This is a genomic window from Brevibacillus brevis (genome assembly GCF_001039275.2).
GTDB lineage: Bacteria > Bacillota > Bacilli > Brevibacillales > Brevibacillaceae > Brevibacillus > Brevibacillus brevis_C.
Window position 1 is genome coordinate 2,745,897 of the sequence record NZ_CP030117.1, and the last position, 25,589, is coordinate 2,771,485.

Below are 25,589 nucleotides of genomic sequence, written 5' to 3' on the forward strand. Positions count from 1 at the left end.
GAAACAATGCTTAATTTTTGCGGGGACTGGGTGTATACTGAACACGTCGAATGAAAGGCAACGAAACGCAATGTGTTTTATTGTCTTTCGTTGTATTTGTACAACAAGAGAGAGAAGGGGCACACATGTTATCGATTTCGATTCTGCTCGTACTATCGTCTGGCCTTGCGCACGCAGTCTGGAACCTGTTCACGAAAAAAAGTGAGAACAAAATGGCGTTTCTTTGGTTGATTACATTGCCAACAACCGTGATCCTCTTGCCTGTTCTCATTTGGGAATTGATGCACGTACAACTGACATGGTCTCTGGTTCTTTTTCTGTTTATGTCCTTTTTCTTTCAAGGATGCTATACCTTGTTGGTTTCAAAGGCGTATACATACGGGGATATCTCTCAGGTTTACCCTATCATGAGGGGGACGGGGACGCTTCTCATTCCGTTTTTTAGCGCCATTTTCTTTCAAGAGTATTTATCTGTACCGGGATGGCTGGGGGTCATTTGCATCGTGATCGGAGTCTTCGCCATTAGTGGAATGATTGGCACAGATCGTCAAGCTCAACCAATAAATCCGCTCGCCCTGCGATACGCTTTTGCTGTTGGGCTCTGCATTACAGGGTACACGTTAACCGACAAGCAAATCGTACAACAATTATCTCCATTCGCTTTATTGGAAATCACCAACTTTGCCTGTCTGATTGTCGCCGGGGGCTTTGTTTGGAAAAAGGGACTTATCCGCCGTGAGTGGCAAAAAAACTGGCGAACGATTGTACTTGGTGCCGTCCTTTCACCAGGCTCGTATTTGTTGTTTTTGTTTGCCATGACATTGGCACCACTGGCAGCCATTGCCCCCATTCGTGAGGTAAGTACGGTTTTTGGTACGCTGCTCGGGGTCTTTTTGCTAAAGGAACGACAACGCGTATGGCGTCTGTCGATGTCTTTGATGATCACGATTGGCATTATTTCCATTGCGGTTTGGGGCTAAAGGATGATGAAGAGGTCGGCTGGGAGAAATCCTGGCTGGCTATTTTTTTTGCTACCAGGGAAAGATGAAGTGGTAAGAAAAAAACGGCTAAGGATGATCAAAATGGATGCAAAAGCAATTGCTCCGATCACTCATAAGCGGACGAAAAAAAGAAGGATCGTACTGAGAACTCTCGGAATCATCATTGGAGCTTTGTTGGTGGCAGTTGGACTGGAAATCTTTCTGGTTCCAAACAACATCATTGACGGTGGTGTAACCGGTGTTTCCATTATGGCCTCAAAGCTGACGGGAGGAGCACTCGGATTATTTTTATTCCTGCTGAACCTGCCCTTTTTACTTATTGGCTACAAGCAAATTGGCAAGACATTCGCCATCTCTACGCTGTTCGGTGTGGTCGTGATGTCGTTGGGGACGAGCTACCTCCATCATGTTCCTAGCTTGACGGACGATTTGCTTCTCTCTGCCGTTTTTGGTGGGATTATCATCGGCATTGGTGTCGGACTTGTCATTCGCGCGGGCGGTTCCTTGGATGGAACGGAAATTGTTGCGATCCTGATGACGAGGAAAAGTCCGTTTTCGGTCGGCGAAATGGTCATGTTTTTTAACATCTTTATTTTAGGCAGTGCTGGCTTCATTTTTGGGTGGGACCGGGCTATGTACTCGTTAATTGCTTACTACATCGCTTATAAAATGATCGATATTACCATGGTCGGGCTCGAGCAATCAAGATCAGTCTGGATCATCAGTGATTATCCAGACGAAATTGGCGATGCGTTAACCGCGAGATTGGGGCGGGGAATTACCTATTTGAATGGAGAAGGTGGCTACTCGGGAGACGTCAAAAAAGTCATCTTCTGTGTCATTACCCGATTGGAAGAAGCGAAGCTGAAATCCATCGTGGAGGAAATCGATTCCTCTGCATTTTTGGCGATTGGTCATATTCACGATGTTTCAGGTGGACGGTTTAAGAAAAAGAATATTCACTAAAACCTTACGTACAAATTACCCCCGAGCCAGTAGGTAGAACAACCTAATAGCTAAGGGGGAAAAATGTATTGACGGAAATAACTGAATTCATTTAATATTGTGTCATGCCAAAATACAAAATAACGTTCCGTATTTTGGGACAGTTGAATGGTGATGAAAATGGACAAAACAGAAAAAACGGCAAACCGAAGTGTGTTAAAAACGCTAGAGTTTTTAGAATATTTTATCCAAAACAGTGAATTAAGCCTGGCTGAGCTTGTCGAGTTGTCGGATATGCCGAAGAGTACGGTGTTTCGAATTCTTCAGACGCTCGAAATGCGCGGCTTTGTCTCCAAAACGACCACTCATAATCCGCCTAAATACCAATTGGGATTGAAGCTGCTGGAGTTTGGGAACATTGTTGCTCAACGGCTGGAGATCAGGAAAATCGCGCTCCCGTATATGCAGCAGTTGCGGGATACGGTGGATGAGGCGGTCAACCTGATTATTCGTGATCAAGACGAAGGGGTTTACATCGAAAAAGTCGATACCCGCCAGTATGTTCGTGTATATACGCAGGTAGGTAGAAAATCACCGTTGTACGCAGGGGCATGCCCGCGCATTTTACTCTCATTCCTGCCGGATCATGAGATCGAAGAATTGTTGAACCGGGTAGACATGAAGAAAATCTCACCAGACACCAATACAGACAAAGATCTGCTATGGCAATGGATTCACGATGCACGTGAAAATGGCTATACAGTCAGCTACGGTGAACTGGAGCCGGATTCCGCAGCCATTGCTGTACCTATTCGAGATTTTACGGGACAAGTCATAGCTGGATTGAGCTTGGCTGGAGCTACATCACGCTTCCAGCAAGATCGATTGGAGTATTTGGTACAGGAGACAAAAGCAGTAGCGAATCAAATCATGAGCAAGCTGGGATATTCAGATGCAAAGGCGGGACTTTGATGCTGGAAATCAAAAATCTTCAGACGAAATTCCGAACCGATAATGGAGAAATTACCGTTTTGGATGGCGTTAGTTTTCAAATCAACAAAGGGGAGACGATTGGCGTAGTAGGGGAGTCGGGTTGTGGAAAAAGTGTCACCTCCCTATCCATCATGGGGCTTCTGCCGAGAACCGCGCGAATCACCGGAGGAGAGATCCTGTACAACGGTGAAAATCTGGTTGCCTTTTCCAAGGATCAGATGAGGAAGGTCCGAGGAAAAGAGATCGCGATGATTTTTCAAGAACCGATGACCTCACTCAATCCGGTTTATACAATCGGGGCGCAGATCATGGAGCTCGTCTTGAATCATACAAGTATGAACAAAAAACAAGCCAAAGAGCATGCGATCCAAATGCTGAAGCTGGTCGGGATTCCGAGAGCGGAAGAAATCGTTGATGAGTATCCGCATCAGCTATCTGGCGGGATGAGGCAGCGTGTGATGATCGCGATGGCGATGTCCTGTAGTCCATCTCTATTGGTTGCAGATGAGCCTACGACTGCACTAGACGTGACCATTCAGGCGCAAATTCTTGACCTGATGAGAGAGCTACAGCAGAAGAGCGAGATGACCATCATGCTGATCACGCACGATCTTGGTGTGGTAGCAGAGATGTGTGATCGGGTGGTTGTCATGTATGCAGGGCAAGTCGTCGAGGAAGCCGAGGTCGAAAAGCTATTTGCCACTCCAAAGCATCCGTACACGGTTGGTTTGTTGGGCTCGATCCCGGATATGGACACAGAGCAGGAGTACTTGTTTACGATTGGCGGGACCGTTCCGAGTCCAGGTCAGATGCCCGTAGGCTGTCGTTTTGCTGAACGATGCCAGAAGGCTATTAACAAATGCTACGAGCAAGCACCACCGTTATTCGATTTGAATGATGGTACGAAAAGCAGATGCTGGCTGAATGAGTAAGCGGAAAGGATGTGAATCTTTTGGAAAAATCAGAATGTAATCCCTTGCTTGAGGTGAGAGGGTTAAAAAAATACTTTCCAATTCGCAGTGGATTATTGAAGAAGGTAACGAATCACGTCAAAGCTGTTGACGATCTCTCTTTTACCGTTGCAACAGGGGAGACGCTCGGAATTGTAGGTGAATCCGGTTGCGGGAAGTCAACCACAGGCAGAGCTATTCTACGATTGCTCGAGCCTACGGGTGGCGAAGTGATTTTTCAAGGAGAGAATTTAGCCGCACTTTCCCCAAATGAGATGAGGATGAAGCGAAAGGATTTGCAAATCATTTTCCAAGACCCGTTCGCATCCCTCAATCCGCGAATGACAGTAGGGGAGATCATAGAGGAGCCAATGATCATATTCGAACTGTATGAAACTGCAAAAGAAAGCAAGGCAAAAGTAGCGGAATTGATGCAGGTTGTCGGTTTGAAATCGGAAAATTCAGAGCGTTTCCCTCATGAGTTTAGTGGTGGTCAGCGACAGCGGATCGGCATTGCACGTGCACTAGCACTAAATCCCAAGCTGATTGTGGCAGATGAGCCAGTATCTGCGCTCGATGTATCGATTCAATCCCAGGTATTGAACCTGATGAGAGATTTGCAAAAGCAATACGGACTCACTTACATATTCATCTCTCACAACTTGAGCGTCGTGAAGCATTTTTGCGACAGGATCGGCGTGATGTATTTGGGACGGATGGTTGAGCTGGCACCCAAAAATGCGCTATATGAAGAGCCGCTGCATCCTTATACGCGCTCATTACTGTCAGCAGTTCCGATTGCCAAGCCAAAAACGAAGCGTGAGCGCATCATCTTGACTGGAGATGTACCGAGTCCTGCGAATCCTCCGAGTGGCTGCACGTTTCATACCCGTTGTCCGGATTGTATGGAAATTTGCAAAACGGACAAGCCCGAATTTCAATCGATGGGCGATGGTCGATATGTTGCCTGTCATTTGTATAACCAATAGGAACAAATGACGGTCTATCATATTTTTTCAACATGAATTCCAGAACGAAAAGAAAAGGGGGACTTGTTTTGAAAAAGAAAGTAGGTATCACCGCTTGCTCCGCATTACTCGTGCTAGCTGCTGCTATAGGCGGATGTTCGAGTAAGCCGGCTGACACTGGCACACAGGCAAATCCGCAATCTAAGACAGAAGCGCAAGCTCCGGCAAAAAATGAACTTACACTTGGTGTGAATGGAGATCCGCACTCTTGGGATCCGATTGATACGTTTTTGCTTGATTGGAGTACGGTAGCAACATCTGTATTTGAAGGCTTAGTCGAGCGTACCACTGACTTGAAAATCCAGCCAGGACTCGCTGAATCGTGGGAGTTCAAGGATGACAAGACCCTTCAATTTAAACTTCGTCAAGGAGTTACCTTCCACAACGGCGAGCCATTCAACGCGGAAGCAGTGAAATTTACATTTGATCGCCTGCTTGGTGAAGAAGGGAAAAAAGGACCACAGCAAGCGAACTATGCTTCGATTGACCGTGTAGAAGTGGTAGATGAGTTTACAGTCAATATGATTCTCAAGGAAAAAGATCCTGTACTCATTACAAAGCTGGCAGGTTATGGCGGTGTGATCGTTCCGCCTAAGTATTACAAGGAAAAAGGGGACGAGTACTTTAACACGCATCCAGTAGGTACGGGTCCTTTCAAAATGGATAGCTATGAAAAAGATAACAAGGTTGTACTGGTGAAAAATGAAAACTATTGGAAAAAAGGTCAACCGAAGCTGGAAAAAGTAACGTTCCGTTTTATTCCAGAAGCGACTACACGTCTAGCGGAAATGCAAACAGGTGCCATCGACATTATGAAAAAAGTCGAGATTAGCCAAACAGAATCCATCAAGGGCATGTCTGATCTTGAACTGATGCAAGTCGGGTCGCCCACCGTTTATTCGATTCGTTTCAATACATCGATGAAGCCAGTCGACAATGTAAAAGTCCGTGAAGCGATTGCTTACGCGATTGATGCAGACTTGATTATCGAAACGCTGCTCGGCGGATATGGTAAGCGTGTCAATTCATTCCAAAGCGATATGTCTTTCGGCTATGATCCTAACCTGCCATTACGTAATTATGATCCAGAAAAAGCAAAACAACTGCTCGCAGAAGCAGGCGTAAAGGAAGGGACTGAGCTTGATCTCTTCCTCCCTGGTACAGATGCTACGTTTAAAGAGGTAGCGCAAGCGATCGAAATGCAATTAGGCCAAGTCGGTCTCAAGGTGAAGCTGAATCTGGTGGACGCCTCCACATTTACTTCTGACCTCATTCCGAACGGAAAAGCAGGACATATGTACCGGAATGGCTGGGGTGGATGGACGCTCGACTTTGATAATACTGCCTATCTGATGTATCACAAAGGCGAGTTTTGGAACCCTGATTTCTATGACGAAAAAGTAGAGGAGCTCTTGAAAGCAGAACGCTCCACATTTGACCAAGAAAAGCGTCTGGCAGCATTTAAAGAACTGAATCAACGCCTGTATGAGCTAGTCCCAGATGTACCGCTCTATCAAACGATCAACCTGTGGGCTGTAAACAAACGAGTAAAAGGCTTCCAACCTCCGGCAGATGAACGTATCGATTTGCGCGAAGCATCGGTTGAATAAGAATGTTTTGAACAGGGGAGTAGAAGATGTCTCTTCTATTCCCTTCACTTTTGATAAAGGAGGAGCGGGATGGCAGCCTTTTTAATTAGACGTCTACTACATAGTGTTTTTGTCGTTCTTGCTATTACTCTTGTCATTTTTGTCCTGGTGCGAATGACTGGTGACCCAGTATCGATCATGTTTCAAGCAGGTGAGCCTACCAAAGAGGCAATTACTGAGCTTCGGAAAAATCTCGGTCTGGACGAGCCCGTTCATGTACAGTTCGGGCTTTATTTAAAAGATATGTTTACCGGTAACTTTGGCACGTCTTTCCGAACGGGTGAGAGCGTGATCGACATGATGAAGGAGAAGATGGGAGCAACTTTGCTGCTTGCCTTCGGGGGAATGTTTGTCGCCCTGTTGATTGCGATTCCAGTAGGGATCATTTCCGCTGTTTACAGAGGCAGCGTAGCTGACTTTTTCGGACGTATTTTTTCATTGCTAGGAATCTCTTTTCCTAACTTTTGGTTAGGGATTATGTTAATCATCATATTTGCCGTTAAGCTGGGCTGGTTTCCTGCTTCTGGTTATGAAGGTCTGGAGTATTTGGTTCTGCCTTCCGTTGCACTCGGACTCATCTTGTCAGGAATTTTGGCTCGATTAGTTCGCTCTTCCATGCTGGAGGTAATGAATCAGCAATATATCAATACGGCCCGTTCCAAAGGGATCAAGGAATGGCTTGTCATCATCAAGCATGGCTTACGAAACGCATTAATCCCAACGGTAACCTTTATTGGATTGCAATTTGGAACGTTGTTGGGTGGTACCGTGATTATTGAGCAAGTTTTTTCATGGCCAGGTATCGGGCGTATGCTGATTGATGCGATATCGCAACGTGATTTTCCAGTGATTCAAGGCTCTGTGATTATCTTGTCTTTTTTGATGATCTTCGTGAACCTGTTGGTTGATATCAGTTATGGCTTTATTGATCCACGTATTAGGCAGGGAGGAGGAAAAAGCGAATGACGACAGCGACAGTTACAAACAATCAGACCAATCCACCAATCAAAAAACGTGGAAAATGGAGCAAAATGGGCAGAAGATTCGTTCGAAATCCGTGGGCAATGACGGGGATGTTCTTGCTTATGCTTGCCGTCGTATCCGCACTTTTTGCACCGGTAATTGCGCCATCCACTCCTGATAAAGCTGATTTGCGTGCACGGTTGGTTGCTCCCTCGTGGATGGACGATACGGGGAAGTCCGAGTATTTGTTAGGTACGGATCAGGTAGGACGTGACTTACTGAGCCGGATCATTTACGGAGCGCGAATATCGTTATTGGTTGGTGTCGTATCCGTATTGATTTCCTTAGTTATCGGGGTGATTCTGGGCCTCATCGCAGGCTTTTACGGGCGCTGGGTAGATGATTTGTTAATGCGCTTGGCAGATGTACAGTTGGCATTCCCTTTCATTTTGTTTGCGATTATTGTCATGACGGTCTTTGGGGCAGGTCTATGGAAGCTCATACTTGTTCTGGGGATCAGTAACTGGGTAGGCTTTGCGCGACTGGTTCGAGGACAGGTCATGAGTGTAAAAGAAATGGAATACGTCCAGGCTGCCAAAGCAATCGGGGCTACGAATTTTCGGATCATCAGAAAACATGTCCTGCCAAACGTTTCTTCTTCGATCATCGTATTGGCAACGTTAAATGTAGCCACCAACATTTTGTTGGAAGCATCGTTGACGTTTATTGGATTGGGTGTAGACCCTTCGATTCCTACATGGGGCGGCATGCTGGCAGACGGTCGCAACTATCTGGAGACGGCATGGTGGGTTGCTACTTTCCCTGGCATCGCCATTATGATTACGGTGTTTGGAATTAACCTGTTGGGCGATTGGCTGCGTGATGAGCTAGATCCAAATCTGCGCGTGTAAGGGGGCTAACCAATGAGAGGGCTAGGTGATATTTTTACAACGAAAGGGTTAGTTGCGGACCGAAACAATGACGGTGTAGCTGATTCATTGTCTGTTTCCTTCTGTTTTCAAACGGGAATCGTCGTAGAAGGATTCATTGATTTTTGTGCCCGATTAGGCCTTGAAACAAGTGAGCTGGATCTGCCTTCCATTCGTATGGAAGATTCACCGATGGTTGCTAGCAGCACGAAAAGCGGTGAGTGGCTGTGCACCGTATGTATCGAGCCATCTTGCGACGTAGATGAGGCGTCATGCACCCTCGATCGAGGGAACAATCGAATTGCTTTCGTTGGTGGAAGCGAGGAGAGTCTTAGCCGATTACTGCGCTGGATGGCGGCATATTGGACAGATGGAGTACATGCAACGGCTTCACTCGGTGACATTGAAAGGATTCGTTGTTCTTTACAGGAAGTTCAACTATATGTTCGGGCGGATGCTTCACCTGTCTGTCAGATTGCGATACCCCAGTACGCGATGATGAGCTCGCATGAGGGAAGTCCTAACGTAGAGAGACCAACTCCACTTGATAGTCTGACAGAGCTATGGACAACGGCAGGGTTCTATCAAGCGGGGCGTACGGATTTAACGAGTCGGACAGATGTATTTTTTACAGGAATCCATACTGTAGAGGCGGTTATGTCTGCCGCCCGCTTTGCAGCTCGGATTGGTCTAGCCTCGACCGGGATACATTTCCCGCTCACAGGAGAAGCAAATCGGATTGCGGAGCTCACTTTTTCCTTACACATGAATGGTGAAGCACCTCTAGCAAGTGGAGTGGTCGAAGTAATCCCGGACCCTAGAGAAAAGACAACAAGAGTCATCCAGCTTTCAGGGGGAGGACAAGCGATAGTTGCGGCGCTTGATTATTTCGGGACTGCCACTTCGCACCGACTCGGGGGGACTTTTGGTGTATGGGAAGAATCAGACGAGCCAAAAGAGAAGGAATTCCCCCTATTTATAGAGAAAACATGGAAAGACCAGGGCGAACGAAATGAGATAGAACAGTTGTTTCATGAGCAGTTGATCGCGATTGCTAGTCAAAAGGAGATGGCCGGGTGCTTATCGTCTCCGCTTGCGGTCACCGCTTTTTTGTCAGAACCAAAAGAAATTCGACGTGCGTTGGAGCGATGCTGGAAGAGTGCAATCACGGAGCTGCTTCCGGATAACGATAATACGGTACATATTCACTCTGCTTTTAAACCAGGTTTGTGCTGGATAAAAGAAACGATTTTGCCGTCTCTTGTACGAGGGGAACGAGTAGAACGAATTTTGATCTCTTTCCAACGAGAAGAAAGAGAAGGCGGGATGGAGCTTTCTCATCGATGGCTTCAAGAATTATACCCCGTTGATCAGTTGTTGGAAAAAGAATTGGGCTTGTCTTTGGCGCAAATATCATTCGTGATGGATGAGAACCTACCGACTACTTACCAAGTCGAGGCTTGGGGAGTCGGATTTGCGCACTTAGGTACATGGAATTTGGATGTACCTGTATCTACAGTGCCGTATGCTGACGAGCAAAGTCGAGCTTATCCAACTACGTCAGGGCTCTTCTTCTCCTATGAAACAACAAAAGAACAATTCTTGGTTCCTACGGATCGAGAGAGGTTTTGGCAATTCTATACGCAGCAATTTTTACCTGAGTTGACAGAAGAATTGTTATGTAAACAAAATGAGCCGTATCAAGGAAACATTCCGCTCTTTCATTCGATAGAGGTAACCGTCACTATGAGTGAACAGGAAGAACGGCTAGACATAGACGAAGAAACAATATCGTCGTTAGAAGCGTTGCATGAAGATATTTATTTTTATACGCTGGACTACTATGCGTATTTGGGTGAAAGAAAAACGGGAGTGGCGTGGAATTCTCCTGGGGCGGTGCGACCATTTGTAAAGGTCAAGCCAGCCAGCTCTCCAGAGGCAACCATTCGCGTAAAAGAATATAAAGAAGAACAAGCTTTCTCTATCAAAACGACTCATTTATACTTCGAGGCAGAGCAATCTGCTCCTGTAAAAGCTCGCATCCTGAGAACGAACGAAAAGAGTACCAGCATCGAAGAACGGAAGCTTCCTGATCTACACCGAAACCATCATCCAGATATGGGCGAATGGGCAGAGCTGGCTACACATCCGTCTGTACATATGTGGGAAGTAGAGAAATCGTTTGAAGGACGGCCGATTTTTGCGGTGGAGGTAACAGCACCCCAGATTTCCAAATACGTATCAGCTCACAAGCTATCTCTGTATAAACCAACCATTTTGCTCGAAACCGGACATCATCCAAACGAGGTTTCCAGCATGCCTGCTGCACGTGAGCTGGTGGCAGAGCTCATAACCGAAAAAATGGAGTGGCTTACTCGTTTCAATCTGGTCGTGATTCCATTTGCCAATCCGGATGGGGTCGCACTTCATCAAGAGCTCGTCAAGGATAATCCATATTGGAAGCATCATGCTGCCCGTTATAATGCCGTTGGATTAGAATATACCAATCACCGTTTTCAGCCGAGTGTTTTTGGCGAATCGCGGGTAGTTCCCCAACTGTTTTATCGCTGGTTGCCGGATGTGATCATCGATGATCACGGAATCCCTTCGCATGAATGGACACAACCATTCGCAGGGTACAATAGCCCGCCGAGATTCCCTGTATCTTATTGGATGCCGATCTCACTCTTTTATGGAATTGGCCGCGAGATGGAGCGATCTGACTATCCTCATCATGCTGTCGCTCTTGATACGATTCAAAAGGCAGCCGAGGAAGGGCTGAGACATCATCCGCGTCTTTGGAACAAAAATAAACGCTTTATCGAGCGCTACATTCGGTATGGACATAACTGGGAGCCCGCCATTTTCCCATTGCCTACAGATCAAGATTTCTTGTTTTATCGTTGGCCTACAAAGCCGAACAGAACCTCTCCTTCCTTGCTCTCTCGTTTTCCTGAATGGGTGACGCTTGATTTAATAACGGAAGCGGCTGATGAGACGGTCGCGGGAGGAGCATTGCGAGATTGCATAGAAACACATAAGGTTTTCAATCGTGCTGTCATGGAGTGTGTGGCATCTAGCCCACGGCGTGTTTCTCGACAGCATGGACAAGACCATATTCGACTTTCACGAATAAGACCGATGCGGATCGGAGGAGACAATCATGAAGACCATTTTAGTAACAGGGTTTGATCCTTTTGGTGGAGAAACGGTTAACCCTGCTTGGGAATCGGTAAAAGAGCTGGGAAAAATCGAGTCTGATTTGTATAAAGTAGAGCTGCGCCAAATTCCTACGGTTTTTGAAAAATCTATTGAACATTTATACACAGCAATAGAAGAAACGAATCCGGACATCGTGTTATGTATCGGTCAGGCAGGTGGACGAGGAGATATTGCGGTTGAACGTGTAGCCATTAACGTCAATGATGCTCGAATCCCGGATAATGAAGGAAATCAGCCGATTGACACACCGATCAGGGAAAACGGTCCTACTGGCTACTGGTCTACATTGCCAATCAAAGCGATTGTACATGAGTTAAAACAACAAGGAATTCCGGCTTCTATATCGCAGACGGCCGGTACCTATGTGTGCAACCATCTTTTTTATGGATTGATGCATTACCTTGCTGAGAAAAAAGCTTCCGTACGCGGAGGGTTCATCCATATCCCTTATTTGCCTGAACAGGCTGTAAGGCAAGCAGGGCAGCCAAGCATGGCATTAGAAACCATTGTAAAAGGCTTGCGATTGGCAATCGAGACGACCATATCTAATGATCGGGATATTGTCATGGAAGGCGGACAAATTAGCTGAGAAGGAGGAGAAACCCTCCTCCCTTCCATTCATGTGGCAGTGCCGATATTCGAAAATGGAGGGAAAAACGTTGCCTAGATATGAATTCTCTCCTCTTGGGGACTCGGGTGTCATGGTCAAACTAGGAGAGGTTATCGATCAACTGACCCATGAGCAGGTCATCCTATTCTGTGAATACCTACAGGAGCATCCTTTCCCCGGTATGATCGAATCTGTACCTGGCTTTACGACTGTTACAGTCTATTACGATCCGATTACTCTTTTCGATCCACTTGATGATATTTTGCCATACGATCGTGCCGTTGCTATTCTTGAGCAAATGTCGCAGCAAATCTCCAACACTCACTCTAAAGAGTACAGACTGGTAGAAATCCCGGTTTGTTATGGTGGGAACTTTGGTCCAGATCTGGAGGTAGTCGCCAAACAAAATGGTCTTAGTATAGAAGAAGTGATTTCTATCCATTCGACCACAGAGTACCTGGTGTACATGATCGGATTTGCTCCCGGCTTTCCGTATCTCGGTGGAATGGATGAGCGACTGGCCACGCCGCGACGTTCCTCGCCACGGCTATCTATTCCGATGGGGAGTGTAGGGATCGGAGGATTGCAAACAGGTATTTATTCGATAGAGAGCCCAGGTGGGTGGCAAATTATCGGAAGAACACCACTGCGCTTATTTCAGGCAGGTGAAAGTTCTCCAAGTCTCTTGTGCGCTGGTGATAAAGTTCGCTTCCGTCCTATCTCCGAGCGGGAATACGAAAACGGGGAGAAGGTGTACTAAGTGAGTATAGAGGTGATTACGCCAGGACTTTGCACGACTGTTCAAGATACAGGTAGATTTGGCTTTCAGCAGTATGGGGTCAGTGTCAGCGGGGTGATGGACAAGCAAGCTGTACAGATTGCGAACATGTTAGTTGGCAATCAACAAACGGATGCGGTTCTGGAGCTGACGATGAGAGGTCCAAGCTTATTGTTCCATAAGGACATGCTAATAGCCATTTGTGGTGGTGACTTCAAAGTCACGATCAATGATAGATCCGTCTTACCCAATCGAGCAGTCTGGATCAGGAGTGGAAGCATCTTGAAGTTTGGCCTGGCCAAGGAAGGCTGTCGCGCCTATCTCGCAGTCGCAGGCGGATGGGATGTGCCACTTGTGATGGGAAGTCGCAGTACGAATCTCCGTGCAAGCTTCGGAGGCTTTGCGGGTAGAATGCTTGCGGCAGGAGATAAGCTAGTTCAAAGCTCTCCAGGTTCATTCAGTCAATTTCTCGCTAACCAATTGGAAAAAAAAGCAGGAGCAGCTCCCTTCTATCAAGCGAATTGGTTTATTCCTTCTAATACTTTTGTCAAAAATGGAGAAGCGGTTGTACGGGTGATACAAGGCGAGCAATTCGCAGATTTTACGAAAGAGAGTCGTCAAAGCTTTTTCGAACAAACCTTTCAAGTGTCTACACAATCAGACAGGATGGGGTATCGTTTAACAGGACCGGCGCTCGAACTTACGCAGTCAATGGAACTGATCTCGGCTGCGGTCACCATTGGTACGATACAGGTTCCGCCAAACGGTCAACCTATTATCCTGATGGCAGACAGACAAACCATTGGCGGTTATCCGAAGATAGGCTATGTGCCGACTATAGATTTGCCGATCGTCGCCCAGTTGCGGCCAGGCGAAAAGATTCACTTTCAAGAAATTTCTCTGCGTGATGCTCAAAAGGCGCTTATCGAGAGGGATTCATTGATGAAGGCGATCAAGCTTGGTATAGAAGTAACCGTGGGATGGAGGTAAAAAGATGAAAACAGTAGATCTAAACTGTGATATGGGAGAGAGCTTTGGCGCCTATCAGTTGGGCAACGATCAAGAAATTTTGTCCTATATCACCTCTGCAAATGTGGCATGTGGTTTCCATGCTGGCGATCCTGCAACGATGAGAAAAACAGTAAGAATGGCAGTAGAGGCAGGTGTGGCAATCGGTGCCCACCCTGGATTCGCTGATTTGATCGGTTTCGGTCGCCGCAACATGGAGATTTCCCCTGAAGAAGCCTACGATCTAGTCGTATATCAAATCGGCGCTTTGCAAGCGTTTGTACGGGCAGAAGGGGGCGTCATGCATCATGTGAAGCCACATGGGGCCTTGTACAATATGGCAGCCACAAGACCCGCTCTGGCCGAGTCTATCGCTTTGGCCATCTACAAAGTAAATCCGGAACTGGTACTGTATGGCTTGGCCGGAAGTGAATTGACGCGTGCTGGGGAGAAAATCGGTCTTGCTACGGCGCACGAAGTGTTTGCCGACCGTACATATCAGCAGGATGGCACACTGACACCGCGCAGTCAGCCGAATGCAATGATTACAGACCAACAGCAATCTCTTCAGCAAGTCATTCGTATGGTAAGTGAAGGACTTGTCTTGACCCAGCAAGGCGTGGATATCCCGATTCAGGCCGATTCCATTTGTATTCACGGCGACGGTGCCCATGCGTTGGAGTTCGCGCAGAGCATCCGAGAAGCTTTGTCAGGAGCTGGTATTACAATCGCAGCAAGAAAAGCTCGATAGACATCTATCGGGCTTTTTCTGTTTCCGCCCCGGGAGTTTGGTATTGTCCGGTATTTCGCTTTTTCCCCCAGAGGAGGAAGAGCAAGAACAACAGCGGTATATAGCCAAAAATGAAAACGAGGCTCACTTTCCCATAATAATCGAGTGCCATGAGCAAAGGAGTCGTACCTTCGAGCAGATAGGAGCCCATTGCCAAAGACGCTAAGAGAAGCAAGAGGGCGCGGAATTGACTGATACCAAATATCTGTTTCATTCCGCGGGTAACCCCCCATAGGTTGAGGCAGATGTTTGGTAAAATCACGAACAGCCATAGAGATATCACAATGAACTCCAGTCGCTGCAAAATCGGAATTTCGACGATTTTGAGCATGGTCAAGGTCGGCCAAATAATCTTATCCAGTTCACCATGACTAAACATGAGGAATGTTACGATAGCGACGGCTACATACAGGAACGTGCTGAAAAGGACGCCAGCGTGAGCCCATTTTTGCGAGTGAGCTGCTCGTTTGATAAATGGGTAGTAAAAGAACAGTAATTCAAAGCCCATATAATTGATAACAGCGTCTTTGGCAGACGCCAATAGGGAGGGGAGGTTATGCGAAAACAACGGGAACAAGTTATTCGGGTGGGCGTACTCGAAAGGGAAAAGAAACAAAGGAAGCATCAAAATCGCCGGAATCACCACACCGAAAAAGCAGACGCCCGTAACCGTGCGAAAACCACCAGTGATAATGTACAGAATGAGGAGCAAGATAATGAACGTCGTACTCCAGGTATGCATGAGAGGGAAAATAAACTGCTTCACAATACTGACGTAAGAACGCAAGATGAGAAAAGCAGCCATCCAGATGTAGATTAATACCACAAAGCTCATTACTTTTCCTAGCCATTTTCCAAAGCAGAGCTCGTGAAGGGAGAACAAATCATGACTGCCCGCATTCAACATGGAATAGAGCATCCAAACAATGAGATGGATGCTTGCCCCAGCAAGTAGAACCGAGATCCAGGCATCGTATCCGGCATGGGTTACGATTGTCCGTTGAAACCCTAGTATCCCGACCCCCACGATATTGGCATGCACGAGAAAGAATACAAAAAAAGGTGAAACCTTCGCGTTTTCCCGAATGGAAGTACTCACCTGATCCCTCCTGGTTATTCATTACTCACCCGTTTGCTCCAGCTTAATCGAAGCAGTCACTGCGATTTTCATCTGTGGATAAACCTTTTTAAAGTGCGAGTAGTCCCATGAAGCGCTTCGACTGCGAACCAAATCACCAAATCCAACCGGATCTACGCCAAGCTTTTGTAGATGCTTCACAAAGCTCGTCGCCTCCTTTTGCAGGTACGAGGAAAGTTCTTTTTCCATTTGACGCAATACTTGTGGATCGGACAATTGCAGCCACTTTGAATAATCTTTGATTTGCCCATTTACCGTGAGCTTTACCTTGATGCTGGGGACAGGCTCTGTCGTATTGATATCAAATGCGGCATGGGAATGAAGAGTTTTCAACAATCCGGATTCTTTTTGATTGTTTATGGTCACTTCAAATGGAATTTGACCACTCTTGGCTTTTTCGACCATGATTTTTAGCAAAAAGCTTTCTTTCGAATTGATGCGATGCACGAATTTGTCATCGCGGAAAAGCGCGAGACCATCCAGCTTCACTCTGTCATTATGCATGACGAAATAGGGAAGGTAAGGATCACGGCCCTCGCCGTATAAATTGAACAAGAAAATATGCAGGTTCGTCTTGGGCAAATTCAGGGTTTTGATATTTTGAGCGATACTATCGGAGATGAAAAAAGGGACTTGCGTTTGACGGATGCCCTTCAAAATTGTCAATGCCTTTGGTTCCGCCACACCGAGTTGAAGGCGAAAACCAATAGAGGGATCGCGGCAAAGTGTATGTACGAGCGTTTCCACTCCGTTTTCAGCATATTTCCTCCCGACAATGACGGAGCGTAATTGTCCTAGCTCCACTTGAGAAGGTGTGATGGCATTAAAATCAGGGAGGATCGTAAATAAATTCGAGCTTTTTGTTTCCAGCAGCTCTACCTGTGTCTTTTCCTTCCCGTACACGTGAGTGATGGCTGCCCCTTTAATCTTTTGATCTTCGATATCGAGCCCCAGTGAATGAATCAGCTGTACTTCGCTGACGATTCGAGTCGAAGAGCAGCCAGCTATGATCCATATAAAAAACACCAGTATCCATTTGCTTTTTGCAACCATGGTTTCCTCGACGGCTCCTTCATCTATTCATCAATGTCTCTTTTTTGAGTGGCCTTGTCAGGATCATATCTCCACTGTGAGATGACGCGCATAACAGCAGACCTTCTGGCCGTTCTGCTATAGGAAGAGCGAATGAAGCTGTCCGCGAAGCTACGTCTGCGAAAAGGGTAAAGCGGAGCCAGGTAAGGTGTTCCTAACGATTTAAGCTGAAGAAGATGAGTCAGCATGAACATGAGACCGATGGCAATCCCAAGCCCGCCCCAAATTCCAGACAAAATAATGAGCGGGAAGCGCAGGAAACGAATCGTATTTGACATTTTGTAAATGGGGGTAGTGAAAGAGGCAAGCGCCGACAGAGCAACGATGATCAGCAATATATTGCTGGTCAAGGCAGCTTCTACAGATGCTTGACCAATAACGATTCCACCTACGATTCCAAGAGTCTGTCCGACCTTTGTCGGGAGCCTTGCACCTGCTTCTCGCAAGAACTCGATCGTCAGCTCCAGGAAGAGCACCTCTAAAACGGGGGGAAACGGGACGTATTTCCTCGATAAAATAATCGGAGCCAGCATGTCTTGCGGAATCATTTCCAAATGGAAAGTGAGAACCGCCGTATAGGCAGGTGTCATCAAAATAGAAAAAAGCACACCAAAAATGCGAATCAACCGAAATAAAGACGATAAGATCCACGGTAAATAATAATCCTCGGGAGAAATGAAGAAATCAAAAATCGTGGTTGGACCGGTAATGACATACGGAGATGCATCGGAAATAATCACGATTTGCCCGAGGGTTAACGCATAGATGACCCGGTCAATCCTTTCTGTAGACAAAAACAATGGGAAAGGGGTATTCGAATTATCACTCATGATTTGATCGAGCTGTGATGAATCAAAAATAATATCGAAGTCGATCGCCTGAAGTCTTTGCTCAACGGTTTCAATGTGCTGAGGATTCGTAATACCAGACAAATAAACAACGGCGATGCGCGTATGAGAGAGCGTACCTATGGTTAACTCTCGAATGATTAATTTGGGTGTGCTGATTTGCTGGCGGATAAGATGCAGGTTGATATCGATGTTTTCAACAAAGCCTACCTTTGGTCCAACGACACTAAACTCGTTTTCCGTGTCATTGTCCGTTCGCAGTCCTTCAGTCGGATTGGCTAGATTGATGAGGGCGAAGAACTGTAGATTGTCTTTCGATTGGATGGCAGCATAGCCTGTCATGATTTTGGAGACGACTGTCTGTATGTCGTCTGTATAAATAATATCCTCCACATAGATAAAGCGGGAAAAGTGGCGCAGATCCGTGATTGATTCATTTGCTTCCATACGCTCTTGGAGGGGGCGCAAGAGATTTTTTTGCAGCAGCTCTGTTTTTATCAAGGTTTGATAGTACGAAATAACAAAAGGACTTTCCTCGTTCAGCAGGGGATAATACTTAAAATCATTCGAGACTTGTGCGATGGAAAGAAACTCATTCCATTTCGTTATCATTCGGTTTCGCTCCATAAGCTGTTCATCATTTGTGTGTTACTATGTCCGGTTTGTAGTGGAATTATCATCAAGGAAATAGAATGATTTCCTGTAGGGAGGGGAACAATCAAACAAAGGACGAAACGTGAAGAGAAATGGAAATTGAGGGGTTCATATGCTAGAAGTAAACTGTGATACATCATCGCTGAAGGCTGAATTGCTGCAAGAGCTGAGGGGAATATCCGTTACGTTAGATGAGAGCATCCATGCGTTAAAAAATGAAAACGAATGTGTGCTCGGGACGTTTGATCAAATACGGACGAAGTTTAGCCGACTCGAAACAGTAGCAGCCTCCTTTTATTTACAATGCTATCTCTCACCCTATACGGAAAAATATCTGGATTTATCCAAGGCCGTGCAGCACTTGGCCAAAAGGCGCCAAGGAGCATTGATTGTCGTTGAGCGTGAGGACCCGCTTGATCTACTGCTGCAAGCAGGCATACCGATTGGGGCCACGGTGAGCCATTCCTTGCTGGAGTCGATCTTTTATCCTGGCAGCCCTTTGCATGATGGGGCCGTCCTGATTCGGGAAAATCATATCGTTTCCGCGGCCAATGTACTGCCATTATCTCAGGTTGTGGTAGGGGAAAAAAAACTGGGAACCAGACATCGTGCTGCTTTGGGGTTAAGTGAAAAAAGCGATGCACTGATCGTTGTTGTTTCCGAGGAAACGGGGAAAGCGTCCTTTGCCATGCAGGGACACTTGTATCCGATTATTTCACCTTCATGAAAAGAAAGAGGCTGGATTTGTCATGGATGACAGAAATCCAGCCTCTCGCTATGCCATTCTCAGGTTAGATTCAAGCCCAATTTCCGTTGCGGAATAATGGTTCACGCTGTCCGTCAGCTGTTTCTCCATCAATGTTCATCTCGGCAGAGCCGATCATGAAATCGACGTGAGTGAGGCTGATATTGATACCGCGGCTAGCCAATTCCTCATTGCTCATGTCAGCGCCACCTTCGATATTCACACTGTAGGCGTTCCCGATCGCCAAGTGGTTGGACGCATTTTCATCAAAGAGCGTGTTATAGAAAATGATATCGGACTGCGAAATAGGGGACAAATGAGGAACCAGCGCCACTTCTCCCAAATAATGCGAGCCTTCATCTGTTTCAATTAATTGCTTCAGGGACTCTTCTCCCTTTTCAGCAGTTGCCGAGACAATTCTTCCTTTTTCAAACGTCAGGGTAAAGTTCTCGATCAAATTCCCATGATAGCTCAAAGGCTTGGTGCTGCGAACGGTTCCGTTGACGCCTTCTTTTAATGGCGCGGTGAATACTTCTTCTGTCGGCATATTGGCCATGAAGGAGACACCGTCTTTATTTACGCTTCCGCCGCCAATCCAAATGTGGTTTTTAGGCAGCTCAATTGTCAGGTTGGTACCAGGAGCTTCGTAATGAAGGTAGCGGTACTGTTTGGCATTGAGCTGGTCCACCTTACTGTTCAATGTCGCATGATGGTCATGCCAAGCTTGGACAGGGTCATCCATATCTGCCCGAGTGGCGCGGAAGATCGCATCCCACAGAGCAGGCTCCTGTTCCTCTTGTGGCAAATGCGGGAAGACCATGGCGGCCCATGCAGGTGATGGAACTGCAAGCACGCACCAGCTCACTTTATCGGACATGGTATAGCTGCGGAATTTATGGAGAGCTTGACCAGTTGTTTTGTTGGCAGTAGAAATGCGGTCAAGACTGACACCCTTCAGCAAATCAGGATTCGCTGCAGAAATGTAGAGAAAAGCCGCACCATTTTCCGCCATTTCCTCTAATCCCTGTACCTTCCATTGCGGGTATTCACGAAACGCTTCTTCAGGAGCCAAATCATATTTCATCCGTGTGAGTTCATCGTCGGTCCACTCAATATGTACGTGCTTGGCACCCGCTTCGTACGCTTTTTTGGCTACCTTTCTTACAAAAGGAGCGGTAGATAGCGGAGCAGTTACTACTAACGTTTGCATAGGCTGTACGTTCACGCCGACTTTTACCGCGAGATCAGCATAACGGTCAAACAAGGTTTCAAAAGACATGGTTCATTTCCTCCTTTTAAGAACAAAAGGCTTACTTGCACTCTATCTATTTTACCTTCCCCTCCGAAATCACCTGCTTATGATTTGAAAGAATTTCCTAGGAAAGCGCAGAAAAAGACAGATTACGGCCTAATTCGAGCAAGTTATCCACTTGTTTATTTTGGTTAATTGTAGGAAAATTCAAATGAAAAGGCAAATTTATTACATAAAAAATATTTTATTGGCAGAATTAAAGGAGGCAGTCAGAGTGAAGACAAGACAAACACGTGATCAAGTCGCTGTCGAGTATACGTGGAACCTGAACGATCTATTTGAGAGCCAGGAAGCGTGGGAGCAAGAATTAGCAGAAATCATACAGCATCTGCCTGTCGTCACTGCATTCAAAGGTAAGCTGCATACGAGTGGAGAGACGTTGTTGGCATGCATGGAGGCAAACGAGGCGATCCATGTTCGGGCGAATATCGCAGCGACGTATGCCAGACTGCGCTCGTCTGAAGATGGGACGAATCCACAAAACCAAGCGAACTCTGCACGGGTAGGGGATGTCGTGTCCCAGCTAAACGCTGCGCTTTCTTTTATCCATTCCGAGATTTTGGCTTTGCCTGAAGGAAAAATCGAGAGCTTCTTGGAGGAAGAACCAGGACTCGAAATATTCCGCAAAAGCTTGAATGATTTGCTAGAAACAAAGCCGTACCGACTGTCTGCCGAGACGGAAGAAGCGTTTGCGGCGATGGGCGAGGTTTTCTCTGCGCCATATAACATATATGCACGCGGAAAGCTTTCGGACATGTCATTTGCACCCGTCCATGATGGAGAGGGAAATGAACGCCCAGTATCCTTCGCGCTGTTTGAGACCGATTATGAAATGTCGTCCGATACGACGCTGCGCCGTGCTTCGTATGAATCTTTCTCGAAGACACTCGCTTCCTACCAGAACTCCTTCGCTGCGGTATACGCGACAGAGGTGAAAAAACAGACCGTCATGTCTCGCCTGCGTGGCTATGAGACCGTAACGGACATGCTGCTTAAGCCACAGCAAGTTACATTGGATATGTACCACAACATTCTGGATATCATCGGGAATGAACTCGCTCCGCACATGCGACGCTATGCGAAGCTGAAAGCAAAAGAGCTCGGCCTTGAGAAGTTGGCCTTTTGTGATTTGAAGGCACCGCTTGATCCAGAATTCAGCCCGCCGGTTACGATTGAAGAAGCTGGGCAAAAGATATTGGCATCCTTGCAAGTGATGGGACCAGAGTACACGGCGATTATGGAAAAGGCACTGAATGAGCGTTGGATCGACTATGTAGACAACGTGGGCAAATCGACAGGTGCTTTCTGCTCAACGACATACAGCAAACACTCTTACATTCTCATTACGTGGTCAGGAAATATGCGTAGTGCTTTCACGCTGGCTCATGAGCTGGGACATTGCGGACATTTTATGCTGGCGACAAGAGAGCAAAGCTTTACGAACTCTCGTCCATCCCTGTACTTTATCGAAGCACCTTCCACACTCAATGAGCTCTTGCTCGCGCAGCACATCGTGGAGCAATCCGACGATGCTCGTCTGAAGCGTTGGGTCATTTTGCAATTGATGAATACGTATTACCACAACTTTGTCACGCATCTGCTAGAAGCGAGAATGCAACGAAAAGTGTACGAAGCAGCGCAAAAAGACGTACCATTGACTGCCAAACAGCTCTCCGAATGGAAAGGGCAAGTGCTCGCAGACTTCTGGGGTGATGCCGTTGATCTGGACGCGGCCGCGAGTCTTACATGGATGCGCCAACCGCATTATTACATGGGGCTGTATCCGTACACGTACGCAGCTGGTTTGACCGCTTCTACAGCAATGGCAGCGAGCATCAAGCAAGAGGGACAGCCTGCTGTTGATCGTTGGATCGAGGTGCTCAAAGCTGGGGGAACATTAACGCCGCTGGAGCTCATGAAAAAAGCTGGCGTGGATATGTCAGATCCGCAGCCAATCCGCGAGGCAGTCGCATACGTCGGCAGTCTGGTTGACGAGCTGGAAAGACTGTTTTAACCTGATAAAAGAAGAAAAGGCTTGTGATCGCGAGGAATCACAAGCCTTTTGATTTGATCAAGCAAGAAGGAGTAGTCATCATGACCGAATTTACGCAGCGCGCACTAAAAATCATTGCCGGGATTCCAGCGGGCCATGTCATGACGTACGGGCAAATTGCTGCGTTGGCCGGGAGTCCAAGGGCTGCCAGACAAATCGTTCGCATCCTTCATTCCATGTCCAAAAAGCACAAGCTTCCTTGGCATCGGGTCATCAACGCACAAGGAAAGATTGGATTGCAAGATTTGGATTCGTTCACGCTGCAAAAAATGGCCTTGGAAAGCGAAGGGATAGTCGTGTCAGCAGCAGGAGAAATAGAGTTGGAGCGTTATCGGTTTCACCCACATGTAGTGAATGAGCCGCTATTCTAGTAGCCTACCTCTACGGAAGCAATGACAATATAGGCAAGGTCGTTCTTGTCCTCTTTTTCAGCGATCACGACACCACTGCTCGTCAGCATGCCACCATCGACGATTTCGAAGGAGACTTCCCCGTATGGCAGTGCTTTACGAACCGTTTCCAAGTCGAGCTTGTCCTTGTCAGCAGGAACGGCCAGTCTCACATTTACTTTCATGTTATGGATATCGTTTCCTGGCAGGACAGAACGCAGTCCAGGCATCGAATTGTGATGGATGGCATTTTGAACAGCGCGGACTGCGGCTTTGGTGACGTTTTGTCCATGCATGTCAATGCCCATTCCTATTTCAATAAACATTACTTTTTCCATTAGCTTGTTCACTCCTGTTTCATTCTACTTTTCTACCATCCTTATCTTACCACGAAAAGGAATGGTTTTTTCTCTCATCTGTATTGTGTTTATCGTCAAGACATGTCATCATAACATGTTGGCATCTATTCTTGACGATTCTTTACATTATTGGAGGCAGGTCACAATTGGAACGTTATCCTTTTGCCTACGATCCGTCCCAGCCGTTCATCTCTCAGGTGAGTGATTGGGTAGCGGACGTTTTTTATGAAGTATTGCCTGAGGCTGGATTCGAGGTGCGTGATGAGCAAATCTACATGGCCTTTCAGCTTGAACGGGCTTTTATAGAAAAGCAAACGATTTTTGCAGAGGCGGGAGTAGGTACGGGAAAAACATTGGCTTACTTACTGTACGCCATTTGCTATGCACGATACACCAGAAAGCCCGCCATCATTGCCTGTGCGAATGAGTCGCTGATTGAGCAACTCGTAAAACCGGAAGGCGATATTGCAAAACTGGCTCGTCATCTCAACATGACGATTGACGCGAGACTCGGAAAATCACCGGACCAATATGTCTGTTTGCGCAAGCTGGATGAGGCGAGATTCCAGCCCGAGACAGGTGAAGCTTTCCAGCATATTTATCAAGAGCTGCCTTCATTTGTTCATACACATGAGGCCTTGCAGTCGTTTTATCCGTACGGGGATCGCAGCACATATCCTGACTTGGATGACCAAGAATGGGCGCAGATGAACTGGGATACTTTTCAGGATTGCTTTGTGTGCGACAGACAGCACCGCTGTGGTCAGACCCTTTCCAGAAACCATTACCGTCAGTCAGCCGATTTGATCATTTGCTCCCATGATTTTTATATGGAGCATGTGTGGACCTATGAGATCCGCAAGCGCGGAGGTCAGTTGCCGTTGCTGCCACCGCATAGCTCGGTGATTTTTGACGAGGGTCATCTGCTGGAGCCCGCTGCCCAAAAAGCATTGACGTACAAGCTGAATCACTCCGTGTTCGAAGAAACGATTACGCGTGTCTTGAAGGGTGAGATCAGGGAAGAGCTCGCCATTGCTATTGAAGAAGCCATTGCTCAGAGCGAGGAGATGTTCTCCCGATTGAACGAAGAGAGCAAGGCCGTGATGGGCTCCAACCGCAAAGAAATCCACTTTCATCCGGAACTCGTTGCAACCATCCACCGTTTTACAAATCTCGTCAGTTGGATTGAAGAAGAGCTGGCGTTAGAGGGTGGACTGTATACATTGGACGAGTTCCAGTTGCGAATTGTCGAAGAGCATCTGGAAATGATGCAGCTGGCACTGGGACTTTTCCAAGACCCGGATCACGTTATTTCCTGGATGAGCGAAGAGATTACAGGGCCAACCTTGGTCGTCATGCCAAAAAAGGTGCAGGAAGTACTGGAAGAGCGCGTATTCTCCCAAAAAATGCCGATTGTCTTTTCGTCGGCGACTTTATCTGTTGACGGATCGTTTACGTATGTGGCGGACAGCTTGGGTATCGAGCAATACCTGTCATTCTCGGTGGCTTCTCCGTACGAGTACGACAAGCAAATGGAGGTATACGTACCGACACTTTCTGCAACCGACACCTTTGCGGAAAAAATGAGACAGGCTACCCAATTGCTGCAAAAATCAGCAGGTAGTGCGCTCCTGTTGTTTTCCTCCATGGAGGAATTACAGCAATTCAAGGCTGCTATCAAAAACGAGCCTACCTGTACGGATCTGCGATTCTTGTTTGAAGGAGATGCGGAAATCAGCCATCTGATCTCTCAGTTCCAAAACGACGAGAAAAGCAGCCTCTGTGCGGTGAGCCTGTGGGAAGGGCTAGATGTTCCGGGGCCTTCGCTGTCCAATGTGATCATTTGGTCACTGCCATTCCCACCGAATGATCCGGTGTTTACAGCAAAACGAAAAAGTGCAGCGAATCCTTTCGACGAGGTAGATTTGCCTTACATGCTGCTGAGACTGCGTCAAGGCATCGGGCGTTTGATCCGTTCGAGAGAGGATAGCGGTCTGGTATCGATCTTAAGTCCACAATTGAGCCAAAATGACAAGCTGAGACAGCAAGTACAGGATGTTTTTCCGACTGGCGTAGAGTGGAAAACGTCTTTGGACGGGGTATTGGCGTAATGAAAAAGCAGGAGCCTGCGTG

22 protein-coding genes are annotated in these 25,589 nt (G+C 46.9%); 17 read left to right on the plus strand and 5 right to left on the minus strand.

All coding sequences use genetic code 11. From position 1 onward, the window contains the following. Window positions 1-125: 125 nt before the first annotated feature. The 13 genes from AB432_RS13930 to AB432_RS13990 all read left to right on the plus strand — a co-directional run bounded on the left by AB432_RS13930 (window position 126) and on the right by AB432_RS13990 (window position 14,827). Complete coding sequence (locus AB432_RS13930) at window positions 126-980, plus strand: DMT family transporter (protein WP_048032777.1); 855 nt, start codon at window positions 126-128, stop codon at window positions 978-980. Between the two features lie 102 nt (window positions 981-1,082). After that, window positions 1,083-1,967 carry a YitT family protein gene (locus tag AB432_RS13935; RefSeq protein WP_048035802.1) on the plus strand — a complete coding sequence of 295 codons (885 nt, stop codon included), beginning with the start codon at window positions 1,083-1,085 and terminating at the stop codon, window positions 1,965-1,967. Between the two features lie 153 nt (window positions 1,968-2,120). Beyond that, on the plus strand, window positions 2,121-2,918 hold the full coding sequence (locus AB432_RS13940; protein WP_235617687.1) for an IclR family transcriptional regulator: 798 nt from the start codon (window positions 2,121-2,123) through the stop codon (window positions 2,916-2,918). Next, entirely contained in the window at window positions 2,918-3,871 is a 954-nt protein-coding gene (locus AB432_RS13945) for an ABC transporter ATP-binding protein (protein WP_048032779.1), read from the plus strand. Before AB432_RS13940 ends, AB432_RS13945 begins: the two co-directional genes overlap by 1 nt. An 11-nt stretch (window positions 3,872-3,882) precedes the next feature. Further along, entirely contained in the window at window positions 3,883-4,878 is a 996-nt protein-coding gene (locus tag AB432_RS13950) for an ABC transporter ATP-binding protein (protein WP_419178477.1), read from the plus strand. A 68-nt stretch (window positions 4,879-4,946) separates the two neighbouring features. Then, entirely contained in the window at window positions 4,947-6,527 is a 1,581-nt protein-coding gene (locus tag AB432_RS13955) for an ABC transporter substrate-binding protein (protein WP_048032781.1), read from the plus strand. A 69-nt stretch (window positions 6,528-6,596) separates the two neighbouring features. Next, window positions 6,597-7,532 carry a nickel ABC transporter permease gene (gene nikB, locus AB432_RS13960; protein ID WP_048032782.1) on the plus strand — a complete coding sequence of 312 codons (936 nt, stop codon included), beginning with the start codon at window positions 6,597-6,599 and terminating at the stop codon, window positions 7,530-7,532. Next, entirely contained in the window at window positions 7,529-8,440 is a 912-nt protein-coding gene (locus AB432_RS13965; protein ID WP_048032783.1) for an ABC transporter permease, read from the plus strand. The genes nikB and AB432_RS13965 overlap by 4 nt, the downstream gene beginning before the upstream one ends. 12 nt (window positions 8,441-8,452) lie before the next feature. Beyond that, entirely contained in the window at window positions 8,453-11,650 is a 3,198-nt protein-coding gene (locus AB432_RS13970) for a M14 family metallopeptidase (RefSeq protein ID WP_048032784.1), read from the plus strand. Beyond that, window positions 11,622-12,269: a pyroglutamyl-peptidase I gene (pcp, locus tag AB432_RS13975; protein ID WP_048032785.1), complete on the plus strand. Its 648-nt coding sequence runs from the start codon at window positions 11,622-11,624 to the stop codon at window positions 12,267-12,269. The genes AB432_RS13970 and pcp overlap by 29 nt, the downstream gene beginning before the upstream one ends. 31 nt (window positions 12,270-12,300) lie before the next feature. Then, complete coding sequence (gene pxpB / locus AB432_RS13980) at window positions 12,301-13,050, plus strand: 5-oxoprolinase subunit PxpB (RefSeq protein ID WP_048032786.1); 750 nt, start codon at window positions 12,301-12,303, stop codon at window positions 13,048-13,050. Further along, window positions 13,051-14,058, plus strand: a complete 1,008-nt coding sequence (locus tag AB432_RS13985) for a 5-oxoprolinase subunit C family protein (protein WP_048032787.1) — start codon at window positions 13,051-13,053, stop codon at window positions 14,056-14,058. 4 nt (window positions 14,059-14,062) lie between these two features. Beyond that, complete coding sequence (locus tag AB432_RS13990) at window positions 14,063-14,827, plus strand: LamB/YcsF family protein (protein WP_048032788.1); 765 nt, start codon at window positions 14,063-14,065, stop codon at window positions 14,825-14,827. A gap of 4 nt (window positions 14,828-14,831) precedes the next feature. Here AB432_RS13990 and AB432_RS13995 read toward each other — a convergent pair whose 3' ends face one another. From AB432_RS13995 to AB432_RS14005, 3 genes are read right to left on the minus strand one after another with little or no spacing between them, the layout of a single operon-like run. After that, a complete protein-coding gene (locus AB432_RS13995) occupies window positions 14,832-15,965 on the minus strand; it encodes a GerAB/ArcD/ProY family transporter (protein WP_048032789.1) in 1,134 nt (377 codons plus the stop codon). A 21-nt stretch (window positions 15,966-15,986) separates the two neighbouring features. After that, a complete protein-coding gene (locus tag AB432_RS14000) occupies window positions 15,987-17,057 on the minus strand; it encodes a Ger(x)C family spore germination protein (RefSeq protein WP_048032790.1) in 1,071 nt (356 codons plus the stop codon). 23 nt (window positions 17,058-17,080) lie between these two features. Then, window positions 17,081-18,556, minus strand: a complete 1,476-nt coding sequence (locus tag AB432_RS14005; RefSeq protein ID WP_048032791.1) for a spore germination protein — start codon at window positions 18,554-18,556, stop codon at window positions 17,081-17,083. Between the two features lie 154 nt (window positions 18,557-18,710). On the opposite strand from AB432_RS14005, the gene cdaS reads away from it, so the two are divergent. Next, window positions 18,711-19,325, plus strand: coding sequence for a sporulation-specific diadenylate cyclase CdaS (gene cdaS, locus AB432_RS14010; RefSeq protein ID WP_048032792.1), 615 nt, complete (start codon window positions 18,711-18,713; stop codon window positions 19,323-19,325). A gap of 70 nt (window positions 19,326-19,395) precedes the next feature. Here cdaS and AB432_RS14015 read toward each other — a convergent pair whose 3' ends face one another. After that, a complete protein-coding gene (locus tag AB432_RS14015) occupies window positions 19,396-20,622 on the minus strand; it encodes an aminopeptidase (protein WP_048032793.1) in 1,227 nt (408 codons plus the stop codon). A 247-nt stretch (window positions 20,623-20,869) separates the two neighbouring features. On the opposite strand from AB432_RS14015, the gene pepF reads away from it, so the two are divergent. Continuing rightward, a complete protein-coding gene (gene pepF / locus AB432_RS14020) occupies window positions 20,870-22,669 on the plus strand; it encodes an oligoendopeptidase F (protein WP_048032794.1) in 1,800 nt (599 codons plus the stop codon). Between the two features lie 80 nt (window positions 22,670-22,749). Then, window positions 22,750-23,079 carry an MGMT family protein gene (locus AB432_RS14025; protein WP_048035803.1) on the plus strand — a complete coding sequence of 110 codons (330 nt, stop codon included), beginning with the start codon at window positions 22,750-22,752 and terminating at the stop codon, window positions 23,077-23,079. Here AB432_RS14025 and AB432_RS14030 read toward each other — a convergent pair. Further along, the gene (locus AB432_RS14030) at window positions 23,076-23,435 is read right to left on the minus strand and encodes a Lin0512 family protein (protein WP_048032795.1); all 360 of its coding nucleotides are present in this window, start codon (window positions 23,433-23,435) and stop codon (window positions 23,076-23,078) included. The two genes, AB432_RS14025 and AB432_RS14030, sit on opposite strands and share 4 nt — an antisense overlap. A gap of 167 nt (window positions 23,436-23,602) precedes the next feature. Here AB432_RS14030 and AB432_RS14035 point away from each other — a divergent pair, with 167 nt between their 5' ends. Then, window positions 23,603-25,567: an ATP-dependent DNA helicase gene (locus AB432_RS14035; RefSeq protein ID WP_048032796.1), complete on the plus strand. Its 1,965-nt coding sequence runs from the start codon at window positions 23,603-23,605 to the stop codon at window positions 25,565-25,567. The last annotated feature ends 22 nt before the right edge of the window (window positions 25,568-25,589 follow it).

Excerpts from the sequence above, each read along its gene's own strand:
- pxpB (WP_048032786.1), top strand. The coding sequence starts at position 12,301 with ATGTGGCAGTGCCGATATTCGAAAATGGAGGGAAAAACGTTGCCTAGA.
- AB432_RS13930 (WP_048032777.1), top strand. The coding sequence starts at position 126 with ATGTTATCGATTTCGATTCTGCTCGTACTATCGTCTGGCCTTGCGCAC.
- AB432_RS13990 (WP_048032788.1), top strand. The coding sequence starts at position 14,063 with ATGAAAACAGTAGATCTAAACTGTGATATGGGAGAGAGCTTTGGCGCC.
- nikB (WP_048032782.1), top strand. The coding sequence starts at position 6,597 with ATGGCAGCCTTTTTAATTAGACGTCTACTACATAGTGTTTTTGTCGTT.
- AB432_RS13945 (WP_048032779.1), top strand. The coding sequence starts at position 2,918 with ATGCTGGAAATCAAAAATCTTCAGACGAAATTCCGAACCGATAATGGA.
- AB432_RS13970 (WP_048032784.1), top strand. The coding sequence starts at position 8,453 with ATGAGAGGGCTAGGTGATATTTTTACAACGAAAGGGTTAGTTGCGGAC.
- AB432_RS14030 (WP_048032795.1), bottom strand. The coding sequence starts at position 23,435 with ATGGAAAAAGTAATGTTTATTGAAATAGGAATGGGCATTGACATGCAT.
- cdaS (WP_048032792.1), top strand. The coding sequence starts at position 18,711 with ATGCTAGAAGTAAACTGTGATACATCATCGCTGAAGGCTGAATTGCTG.
- AB432_RS14000 (WP_048032790.1), bottom strand. The coding sequence starts at position 17,057 with ATGGTTGCAAAAAGCAAATGGATACTGGTGTTTTTTATATGGATCATA.
- pcp (WP_048032785.1), top strand. The coding sequence starts at position 11,622 with ATGAAGACCATTTTAGTAACAGGGTTTGATCCTTTTGGTGGAGAAACG.
- AB432_RS13965 (WP_048032783.1), top strand. The coding sequence starts at position 7,529 with ATGACGACAGCGACAGTTACAAACAATCAGACCAATCCACCAATCAAA.
- AB432_RS14015 (WP_048032793.1), bottom strand. The coding sequence starts at position 20,622 with ATGTCTTTTGAAACCTTGTTTGACCGTTATGCTGATCTCGCGGTAAAA.
- AB432_RS14025 (WP_048035803.1), top strand. The coding sequence starts at position 22,750 with ATGACCGAATTTACGCAGCGCGCACTAAAAATCATTGCCGGGATTCCA.
- AB432_RS13940 (WP_235617687.1), top strand. The coding sequence starts at position 2,121 with ATGAAAATGGACAAAACAGAAAAAACGGCAAACCGAAGTGTGTTAAAA.
- AB432_RS14005 (WP_048032791.1), bottom strand. The coding sequence starts at position 18,556 with ATGATAACGAAATGGAATGAGTTTCTTTCCATCGCACAAGTCTCGAAT.
- AB432_RS13935 (WP_048035802.1), top strand. The coding sequence starts at position 1,083 with ATGGATGCAAAAGCAATTGCTCCGATCACTCATAAGCGGACGAAAAAA.